Origin of the sequence: Micromonospora rosaria (genome assembly GCF_001567585.1) — a bacterium.
Taxonomy (GTDB): domain Bacteria; phylum Actinomycetota; class Actinomycetes; order Mycobacteriales; family Micromonosporaceae; genus Micromonospora; species Micromonospora rosaria.
Map to the genome: position 1 here is coordinate 1 of NZ_LRQV01000188.1, position 10,443 is coordinate 10,443.

At 74.6% G+C, this 10,443-nt stretch carries 6 protein-coding genes and 1 pseudogene; all 7 read right to left on the minus strand.

Features of this window, described 5'->3' with window-relative positions; translation table 11 throughout:
* Positions 1 to 17: 17 nt before the first annotated feature.
* Positions 18 to 1,583 carry a UDP-N-acetylmuramate--L-alanine ligase gene (murC, locus tag AWW66_RS29500; RefSeq protein ID WP_067373258.1) on the minus strand — a complete coding sequence of 522 codons (1,566 nt, stop codon included), beginning with the start codon at positions 1,581 to 1,583 and terminating at the stop codon, positions 18 to 20.
* Positions 1,584 to 1,617: 34 nt separating this feature from the next.
* Positions 1,618 to 2,724, minus strand: coding sequence for an undecaprenyldiphospho-muramoylpentapeptide beta-N-acetylglucosaminyltransferase (murG, locus tag AWW66_RS29505; RefSeq protein ID WP_067373260.1), 1,107 nt, complete (start codon positions 2,722 to 2,724; stop codon positions 1,618 to 1,620).
* A pseudogene (locus AWW66_RS29510) lies at positions 2,724 to 4,128 on the minus strand (FtsW/RodA/SpoVE family cell cycle protein). The gene murG and the pseudogene AWW66_RS29510 overlap by 1 nt, the downstream one beginning before the upstream one ends.
* Before the next feature lie 266 nt (positions 4,129 to 4,394).
* Positions 4,395 to 5,528, minus strand: coding sequence for a phospho-N-acetylmuramoyl-pentapeptide-transferase (gene mraY, locus AWW66_RS29515; RefSeq protein ID WP_067373262.1), 1,134 nt, complete (start codon positions 5,526 to 5,528; stop codon positions 4,395 to 4,397).
* The gene (locus AWW66_RS29520; protein ID WP_067373264.1) at positions 5,525 to 6,925 is read right to left on the minus strand and encodes a UDP-N-acetylmuramoyl-tripeptide--D-alanyl-D-alanine ligase; all 1,401 of its coding nucleotides are present in this window, start codon (positions 6,923 to 6,925) and stop codon (positions 5,525 to 5,527) included. The genes mraY and AWW66_RS29520 overlap by 4 nt, the downstream gene beginning before the upstream one ends.
* The gene (locus AWW66_RS29525; RefSeq protein ID WP_083979156.1) at positions 6,922 to 8,502 is read right to left on the minus strand and encodes a UDP-N-acetylmuramoyl-L-alanyl-D-glutamate--2,6-diaminopimelate ligase; all 1,581 of its coding nucleotides are present in this window, start codon (positions 8,500 to 8,502) and stop codon (positions 6,922 to 6,924) included. Before AWW66_RS29525 ends, AWW66_RS29520 begins: the two co-directional genes overlap by 4 nt.
* Before the next feature lie 52 nt (positions 8,503 to 8,554).
* Positions 8,555 to 10,443 (minus strand): peptidoglycan D,D-transpeptidase FtsI family protein (locus AWW66_RS29530; RefSeq protein WP_245648542.1); only part of this gene is annotated, 1,889 nt, incomplete at its 5' end.

Here is a 10,443-nt window from a genome sequence, read left to right on the forward strand (position 1 = left end):
CCGGGACGGGCCCGGGCTCATCCGGCGGCGGGCGCCGCGCCGTCCGGACCGCCGCCGGTGGCCGGCGCCGCCGGGCCCGACGTCCCGGCGGCCCCGGTCGGGCCGGCGGTCACCGGCGCACCGGGCGTGCCGGGCGTCAGGGTCGGGCCGGGCGTGGCGACGCCGGTCCGGGCGAGCAGGGCGTCGAGCAACTGGTCGCCCATCAGCGAGATCGGCGGGGCGCCCATGGTGACCACCACGTCACCGGGGCGGGCCCGGCGGGCCACCTCCACCGGCGCGTCGTCCCAGGAGTCGACGAAGACCTTGTGCTCGGCCGGCAGCGGCACCACCTCGACCAGCGCGGCCGAGCCCTCGCCCGGCTGGCGCAGCTCCCCGGGGCCGAAGACCTCCAGCAGCACCAGCTCGTCGGCGATGCCGAGCGCGGCGGCGATCTCCGCCTGGAGGTCCCGGGTGCGGTAGACCCGGTACGGCTGGAAGACCACGATCAGCCGGCCGTCCCCGGCCACCTCGCGCAGCGTCTGCAGCGCCAGCGTCATCGAGGTCGGGTGGTAGGCGTACTCGTCGTAGACCAGCACCTCGTCGGCGACGCCCTTGCGCTCGAAGCGCCGCCGGACCCCGGGGAAGGCGCCGAGCGCGGCCTGGGCCGCCGCCACCGGCAGCCCCAGCAGGTACCCGGTGAGCACCGCCGAGGCGCTGTTGAGCGCCATGTGCCGCCCCGGTACCGGCATCCGGATCTCGCCCAGCGACTCGCCGTCGATCTCGGCCAGGTACCGCACCCCGCGCGCCGAGGAGCCCATCGCGCTCAGCCGCAGGTCGGCGTCGGGCGCCTCGCCGTAGGTGTACACCCGCCGGCCCTCGGCGCGCAGCGTCTCGGCCAGCCGCCGGCCGCCCGGGTCGTCGGCGCAGGTGATGACGTACCCGTCCGGGTCGGTGAGCCGGGCGAAGTCGGCGAAGGCGGCCTCCAGGGTGGCCAGGTCGCCGTAGGTGTTCAGGTGGTCCGCCTCGACGTTGGTGATGATCGAGACGAACGGGCGGTAGATCAGGAAGGACCGGTCGCTCTCGTCGGCCTCCACCACGAAGTGCTCGCCGGTGCCGTGGTGGGCGCCGGAGCCCACCTCGGAGATCTCCCCGCCGATGACGAAGGACGGGTCCTGCCCGGCCTGCTGGAGCACCATGGTCACCATCGAGGTGGTGCTGGTCTTGCCGTGGGTGCCGGCGACGGCGACCGCGCGGCGGTTGGTCATCGCCGCCGCGAGCGCCTCCGACCGGTGCAGCACCCGCAGTCCCCGGCGGCGGGCCTCGACCAGCTCCAGGTGGTCCTGCGGGATCGCGGTGGAGTAGACCACGGTGTCCACGCCGTCCAGGTTGGTCGCCTCGTGGCTCATGTGGATCGTCCCGCCGAGCGCGCGCAGCCCGGCCAGGGAGGGCCACTCCCGCAGCTCGCTGCCGGAGACCGGCAGGCCCCGGGTGAGGAAGAGCCGGGCCAGGCCGCTCATGCCGACCCCGCCCACCCCGATCAGGTGGATCGTGCCCAGGTCCTCGGCGGTCAGGGTGCCGGCCGGGGTGAACTGCGCGGTGTTCATGACGGGTACCTTCCAGTCGCGGTCGGCGCGGCGTTCACCGGTTGACCGCCTCGTAGACGAAGTTGAGCAGCGCCTCGTCGCCGTCGCGCCGCCCGTACGCCGCCGCCGCCGCGCCCATCGCGGCGAGCCGCCGCGGGTCGCGGATCAGCGGGACGACCGTCCGCTCCACCCAGTCCGGGGTCAGCTCGGCGTCGTCGACGAGGAGCCCGCCACCGGCCTCCACCACGGGCAGCGCGTTGCGCTTCTGTTCCTGGTTGCTGTGCGGGTACGGCACGTAGATGGTGGGCAGCCCGATGGCGGCCACCTCGGCGCAGGTCATCGCCCCGCCCCGGCCCAGCATCAGGTCGGCGGCGGCGTACCCGGCCTCCATCTGGGACAGGTACGGCAGGGTCACGTACGGCACCGGCAGGTCGGTGGGGACCGGCACCGGCTCGTTGCGGGCGCCGATGACGTGCAGCACCTGGATGCCGTTGCGGGCCAGTTCCTTGGCCGCGCCGGAGACCGCCAGGTTGATCGAGCGGGCACCCTGCGAGCCACCGGCGACGAAGAGCACCGGCAGGTCGGGGCGGAGCCCGAAGTGGGCGCGGGCGGCGGCGGCGTTGCGGGCCCGGTCCAGCCCGGCGATGCCCCGGCGCAGCGGCACCCCGACCACCCGGGCGTCGCGCAGCGCCTCGGCCTGCTGCGGCTGGTGCGGGAAGCCCACCGCGACGTGCTTGGTGAACTTCATCCCGAGCCGGTTCGCCACGCCCGGCGGGACGTTCACCTCGTGGATGACGATCGGCAGTTCCCGCCGCCAGGCGGCCAGGTACGCGGGCACCGAGACGTACCCGCCGAAGCCGACCACGGCGTCGGCGCGGACCTCGTCGATGACCTGGCCCGCCGCGCGGGCCGCCGTCCACATCCGACCCGGGGTCTTGACCAGGTTCATGTTGACCGACCGGGGAAGCTGGTACGCCGGAATCTGCCGCAGGTCGTAGCCCTGCGGCGGGATCAGCTCGTTCTCCAGGCCCTTGGGGGTGCCCAGGCAGGTGATCCGGACGCCGGGGTCGTGTCGGCGCAGGCAGTCGGCGAAGGCGAGCAACGGGTAGATGTGTCCCCCGGTGCCACCTCCCGCGAGCACCACCGAACGCAGCGGACCCATCAACGTCTCCTCTCAGTCGCCGCCCCGGCGCCCGTCCGGGTCGGCCGGGCGCCGCGGGGTGCGGCCCGGATTCTCCTGCCGCCGGGTCCGCGCCCGGGGGGCCGGAGCGCGGGCAGCCTTCGGCGCCGGCCGGCGACGCCCGGTGGGGAGCGGCGGCAACGGGGCCCAGAGTAGTCGGACCCATCGGGCCGGCGGACGGGCATGCAGGGCTCGGGCCGCGTCGGGCTCGGCGCGGGCGAACGACGCCAGCATGCCGAGCGCCGCCAGCGTCACGACCAGGGCACTTCCACCGTCGGAGATGAACGGCAGGGGTACGCCGGTGATCGGCAGCAGGCCGACCACCCCGCCGATGTTGATCACGGCCTGGCTGACCAGCCAGGTGGTGACGGCGGCGGCGGCGAGCCGACGGAACGGGTCGTCGACCCGCCGGGCGATCCGCAGCCCCGTGTACGCCAGCACCGCGAACAGGGCGAGGATCACCGCGCAGCCGACCACGCCGAGCTCCTCGGCCACGATGGCGAAGATGAAGTCGTTGTGCGCCTCGGGCAGCCAGTTCCACTTCAGCACGCTCTTGCCCAGCCCGACCCCGAACCACCCGCCGTTGTCGATGGCGTTGCGGGCCTGGCCCATCTGGTAGCAGCCCGCCTCGAAGCACTTGTCCGGCGGCCGGATGAAGTACGTCAGCCGGGCCAGCCGGTAGTTCTCCTCGCCCCGGGCGCCGGAGCCGGCGCCGAGCGAGGCGGCGGCGATGAGCAGGCCGACCCCGGCGAGCCCGACCACCGACAGGGCCGCGAAGACCCGGGCCCGCACGCCGGCCGCCCAGAGCAGCCCGACCACCACCGCGAGCAGGCAGAGCATGGTGCCGACGTCGTTGTACCCGACCAAAACGAAAAGCAGCCCGACCACCGGGAACAGCGGCGTCGCCAGCTCCCGCCACCAGCCCAGCGCCGCCCCCTTGCGGGCCAGCACGTGCGCCCCCCAGAGCACCAGGGCGAACTTGGCCAGCTCGGAGGGCTGCACCTGGATGCCGCCGAGGATCAGCCAGAGCAGCCGGGCCTCCAGCGGCCCGAACCGCGCGGAGTCCTGCCCGCTGAGCCGGGCCACCACCAGCATCAGGTTGAGCAGCAGGAGCAGCCCGACCGCCACGGCCAGGGCGGGGCGGCTCACCACCCGGTAGGTGCGGGCGGGCAGCCGCTGGCAGACCCAGAACGCGACGATGCCGATCACCGCGAACATGGCCTGCTTGGTCAGCGCGGCGAAGGCGTTGCCGCCGGTGGCGTACTCCCGGACGCTGGTCGCGGAGAAGACCATGGTGAGGCCGATCACCAGCAGCAGGCCCGCGCTGGAGATCAACAGGTAGTAGGAGGCGAGGGGCCGGGACAGCAGGCCGCGCAGCGCCGCCAGCGGCCCGGTGGCGTCCAGCCCGCGCAGCCCGGCGGGCGGGTCGGCGGACCGTTTCGCGCCCGCCCTCTCCCGCTGCCGTACGCCTGTCCCGCCGGAGCCTCGGTCCTCCCCCACCCGTTCATCATTGCCGCTCAGCGGCACCGCCACCCGCCCAACGCCCGACTCGGCGTGTCGGACCGGGAAAGGAAGGGCCCCCTGTTAACGCATACGGTGGTAAAGGGGCCCCTTCCTCACACCCGAAGCGGGGCGGGTGGCGCGGCGCGGGGTCAGCCCATGTTGGCGAGGAAGTCGCTGTAGAAGAGGCCGAGCGCGATCGCCACCCCGATGCCGGCGATGATCCAGAACCGGACCACGATGTTGACCTCGCTCCACCCGGCCAGCTCGAAGTGGTGCTGGAGGGGGGACATCCGGAAGACCCGCTTGCCGGTGGTCTTGAACGAGATGATCTGGATCACCACGGACATCGTGATGATCACGAAGAGCCCGCCGATGATCGGCAGCAACATGATCGTCCGGGTGGACATCGCCATCCCGGCGATCAGGCCGCCCAGCCCGAGGGCGCCGGTGTCGCCCATGAAGATCCGCGCCGGGGAGGTGTTCCACCAGAGGAAGCCCACGCAGGCCCCGGCCGCCGCCCCGGCGATCAGCGCGATCTCCAACGGGTCCCGCACCGTGTAGCAGTAGTTGTTCGGGTTGGCGGTGTACGTCGGGTCGGCGCACCAGTGCCGGTACTGCCAGAAGGCGATCAGGGCGTACGCGGCGAGCACCATCACCGAGGCGCCGGTGGCCAGGCCGTCGAGGCCGTCGGTGAGGTTCACCCCGTTCGTCGAGGCCATCACCACGAAGATGAAGATGACCACCGCGCCGATCTTGGTGACGTCCAGGGCCGGGATGTCCCGGATGAAGCTCAACGTGGTGCTGCCCACCGTCTCGGTGTTGGTCAGCGCGCCGCTGGCGTCGGTCATGGTGCTCGGGAAGTACAGGGCGACGACCCCGAAGACCGCGCCGACCAGGATCTGGCCGAGCAGCTTGCCCCGCGCGCTCAGGCCGCCGCTGTGCCGCTTGCGGACCTTCAGGAAGTCGTCGATGAAGCCCACCGCGCCGCAGAAGACCATCAGCCCCAGCAGCACCAGGGCGGTGATGGTCGGCTCGACCTGGGCGATCTGCGCGTCCGGCAGGGTGGTCAGGGCGAGGTGCCCGGCGACGTACGCGATGACCGTGGCGAGGATGAACACCACGCCACCCATCGTCGGGGTGCCCTTCTTGCCCTGGTGCATCTGCGGGCCCTCGGCCCGGATCGGCTGCCCGGCCTTGAGCCGGGTGAACACCCGGATCGCGATCGGGGTGCAGAACAGCGACACCAGGAAGGCGACCCCGATGGCGACGATGACCGCCCTCATGCGGCGCCACCCCCGGTGGTGGCCTCGGCGCGCAGCGCGTCGACCACCTCCCAGGTGCGGTACCGGGAGCCCTTCACCAGGACCACATCGCCCGGCCGTAGCTCGCTGCGCAGCACCTCGACGGCCGCCGCCTGATCGGTGAGCAGCACCGACTCTCCTCCCCAGTCCTTCACTGCTGTAGCGCCCTCGTGGATCGGCGCCGCCGGCTCGCCCACCACGAGCAGCCGGTCGACGCCCAGGTCGGCCGCGAGCCGGCCGACCTCCAGGTGGCCGTCCCGTTCGAACGGCCCCAACTCGGCCATGTAGCCGAGCACCGCGACGCTGCGCCGGCCCTCGCCCAGGCCGGCCAGCGCGCGCAGCGCCGCCGCCATCGAGGCCGGGTTGGCGTTGTACGAGTCGTCGATCACGGTCACCCCGTCGGCCCGGTCGAAGACGTCCATCCGCCGGGTGGAGACCAGCCGCAACGCGCCGAGGGCGGCGGCCGTCTCGGTCACCGACATCCCCAGCTCCCGGGCGACCGCCGCGGCGGCCAGGGAGTTCGACACCTGGTGCGGGCCGGTCAGCGCCAGCCGCACCGGCGCGCTCCCCTCGGGGGTGACCAGGGTGTACGCCGCCCGGCCCCGCACGTCGGCGGTGACGTCGACGGCCCGGACGTCGGCGTGCGCCGCCTCGCCGTAGCGGACCACCCGGGCGGCGGTGCGGGTCGCCATCGCGTCGACGAGGGGGTCGTCGGCGTTGAGCACGGCCAGCCCGTCGGCGGGCAGCGCCTCGACCAGTTCCCCCTTGGCCAGCGCGATGGTCTCCCGCGAGCCGAACTCGCCCAGGTGCGCCACCCCGACGTTGAGCACCACGGCGATCCGGGGCGGCACCACGTCGCAGAGGTAGCGCACGTGCCCCACCCCCCGGGCGCCCTTCTCCAGCACCAGGTAGCGGGTGTCCGGCCCGGCCTGCAACGCCGTGTACGGGTGCCCCAGCTCGTTGTTGAACGAGCCGGGCGGGGCCACCGTCTCCCCGAGCCCGGCGGTGACCTGGGCGATCATGTCCTTGGTGCTGGTCTTGCCGGAGGAGCCGGTCAGCCCGACGACGGTCAGGCCGGGCAGCCGGTCGACCACGGCGCGGGCCAGCCGCCCCATCGCCGGCAGCGCGTCGTCGACCAGCACCATCGGCACCCCGGGCACCTCGCGGGTGCCGAGCACGGCCACCGCCCCGGCGGCCACCGCGCGGGCGGCGTAGTCGTGCCCGTCGACCTGCTCGCCGGGGAAGGCGACGAAGAGCGCGCCGGGGCCGACCTTGCGGGAGTCGAACTCCACCGGCCCGGTGACCCGGGCCTCGGGGTCGGCGGCGACCAGCCGGCCACCGACCGCGGTGGCCACCTCGGCCAGGCTCAGCGGGATCATCGGCGACCCGCCAGGTCACCGAAGCGGACCCGCAGCGCGTCGGCCAGCTCGGTCCGGTCGTCGAAGGGGTGCACCTGCCCGGCGACCTCCTGCCCGCGCTCGTGCCCCTTGCCGAGCAGGGCCACCACGTCGCCCGGCTCGGCCAGCCGGACCGCCTCGTCGATGGCCGCGCGCCGGCCCGGCACCTCGATGATCCGGGCCGGCGCGCCGGCCCGGTACGCCCCGGCCAGCACCTCGGCCCGGATCGCCGCCGGGTCCTCCGTCCGCGGGTTGTCGTCGGTCACCAGCACCACGTCGGCCCCTTCCGCCGCGGCGGCGCCCATCACCGGGCGCTTGCCCCGGTCCCGGTCGCCGCCGGCACCGATCACGCAGATCAGCCGGCCGGCGCTCAGCTCCCGGAGCGCGGCCAGCGCGGCGACGATGGCGTCCGCCTTGTGCGCGTAGTCGACGACGCCCCGCACCGGGCCGGCGCCGACCAGTTCCAGCCGCCCCGGCACCCCGCCGCAGGCGGCCACGCCGGCCGCCGCGGTGGCCGGGTCGACCCCGGCGCCGACCAGGGCGGCGATCGCCAGCAGCGCGTTGGCCACGTTGTGCCGGCCGGGCAGGGCCACCCCGCCCGACAGGACCAGCCCGTCCGGGCCGTGCGCGGTGAACCGCTGGGCGTACCCCTCGCCGTCGACGTCGCCGGCCCACCAGGTGGCGGCCGGGTCACCGGCGGCCGAGTAGCCGACCGTGGTCGGCTTGACCAGCGGGCGCAGCGCCGGGTCGTCGTGGTTGAGCACCTCCACCGCGCAGCGCCCGTCGAAGAGCTGGGCCTTGGCCGCGAAGTAGTCCGCCGCGTCGGCGTGGAAGTCGAGGTGGTCGGAGCCGAAGTTGGTGTACCCGCCGACGGTGAACCGGACCCCGCCGACCCGGCCCATGGCCAGCGCGTGGCTGGACACCTCCATCACCACGGCGGTGACGCCGCGTTCCCGGGCGGCGGCGAGCATGGCGTGCAGGTCGGTGGCCTCCGGGGTGGTCCGGACGCTGTCGATCACGAGGTCGCCCAGCCGGGTCTCCACCGTGCCGATCAGGCCGGTGACGTGGCCGGCGGCGCGCAGGCCCGACTCGACCAGGTACGCGGTGGAGGTCTTGCCGGCGGTGCCGGTGATCCCGATGACGGTCAGCCCCTCGGTCGGGTCGCCGTAGACGGCGGAGGCGAGCACGCCGAGCACCGCGCGGGGGTCGGCCACCACCAGGGCGGGCAGGCCGGCCTCGGCCACGGCGGGGGCGCCGGCCGGGTCGGTGAGCGCGGCCACCGCGCCGGCCGCCGCCGCGGCGGCGGCGAACTCCGCGCCGTGCCGTCGGGCACCGGGCAGGGCGGCGTACAGGTCGCCGGGGCGGACCTCCTGGCTGGCGTGGGTCACCCCGGTCACCGACCGGTCCGCGGCGTCCGCCGCGGGGGCCACCAGCTCGGCCGGCGTCGCTGCCGGGAGCCGGGTGGCCAGGTCGCCGAGTCGGACGGGAGACACGCTACGGGGGCGTGGATTGCCGGGCACGGCGTCAGACCCTACCCGGTCGTCCGGTTCCGACCGCACAGCCGCCCCGGTGGTTCGTCCCCACCAACCGATGATGTCGCGCGACGGCCGGTCAGCGGGGATAGACCACGAAGTTCGGTGCGTCGGCGCCGCTCGACGGCGGCACCCGGTAGTGCTGGAGAGTGAAGCGCATCATGTCGCGGAACGCCGGCGCGGTGATCTGGCCGCCCCCGCCGGACGGGGTGTGCGCGAAGACCGCGATGACGTACCGGGGCTTCTCCGCCGGGGCCATCCCGATGAAGGAGGCCACCTCGCCCGGCTGCTTGCGGCCGTCCACCAGCCGCCAGCCGGTGCCGGTCTTGCCGGCGACCCGGTAGCCGGTCACCGCCGCCTGCACGCCGGTGGCGTCGGGGACGGTGGTGACCGCCTCCAGCATGGTCCGCAGCGCCGCCGCGTTCTCCGGGCTGAGCACCCGGTGGGTCTTCGGGGCCTCGGTGGGGGTCCGGGTGCCGTCGGGGGCGATGGTCTGCCGGACCAGCCGGGGCTGCACGTACACGCCGTCGTTGGCGATCGCCGCGTACGCGGCGGCCATCTGCAACGGGGTGGCGTCCACGCTGTGCCCGATCGGCACCGACCCGTACGACGAGCCGCTCCACTCCTGCGCGGGCAGGATGCGCCCGGCGGCCTCCCCCGGCATGCCGACCCCGGTGGGCTGGCCGAGACCGAACCGGCGCTGGTACTCGATCAGCTTGTCCCGGCCCAGCTTGTCGGCGACGGCGATGGTCCCGACGTTGGAGGAGTGCGCCATCATCCCGGCCAGGCTCATCGTCCGCCCGCCCGCCGGGTGGGTGTCGGCGAACCAGGTGTCGCCCTTGCGGACGGCGTTCGGCACCGGGAACGTCGTCTCCGGGCTGATCACGCCCTCCTCCAGGGCGGCGCCGAAGGTGATCGCCTTGTGCACCGAGCCCGGGTCGACCACGAAGCTGGTGGCCGCGTCGTCCCGTTCGACCGGTTCGCTCTCCTCCGGGTTCGCCGCGTCGTATCCGGGATAGCTGGCCTGGGCCAGCACCTCCCCGGTGCCGACCTCCAGGATCACGGCGGCGCCGGTGCTGCCCTGTGTCTTGGCCATCTGCTCGGCGAGGATGCGCTGGGTGCGGAACTGGAGGTCGGCGTCGATGGCCAGCTGCAACGAACTGCCCGGCTCGGCCTCGGTGGTCTGGCTGAAGCCGCCGGGGATGGGGGCCGCCAGGTTGCCCCGGCCGGCCTCGTAGACCCGCCGGCCGTCCACCCCGCTGAGCAGGTCGTCGTAGCGCGCCTCCAGCCCCTCCAGGCCGACCATGTCGGGGCTGGTGAAGCCGATCAGGTTGGCCGCCAGGTCGCCGTTGGGCACCTCGCGCCGCTCGTCGCGGTGCACGTTGATGCCGTCCAGTTCCAGCGCCATGACCTGCCGGGCGGTCTCGATCGGCACCCCCCGGGCCAGGTACTCGAACTCCGACGGCACGCCGTTCTCCCGGGTCCGGGGGCGCATCCGGTCGGACAGCTTCGAGGCGGCGATGCCGAGCAGCGGGGAGAGCGCCCGCGCGGTGGCCTCCCGGTCCTGCACGCGGGTCGGGTCGGCGAAGACGTACCGGGCCTCGACGCTGTTGGCCAGCGGCGCGTCCCAGCGGTCGTAGATCGCCCCGCGCGGGGCCGGCAGGTCGACCCGGACCAGCCGGTCGCTGCGGCCGGCGCCGGCCCACTCCGGCACGTCCACCGCCTGCAGGACGACCAGCCGGACGCCGATGGTGGCGAAGATCGCCAGGGTGAGCACGGTGGCCAGGCGCAGCCGGCGGCGCGGGTCGGCGAGCTTCGGCGGCCGGCGCGGTTTGCGGGTGGGCCGCCGGGCGGCGGACCGGGCCGGTCGGGGGCCGGGGCGGCGGCGGGGCGGGGCGGGCGGCTCGTCGTCGGGCTCGTCGTACGCCGGGCGGGTCGGCACGGTGCGGATGACGCCACCCCGGCCGG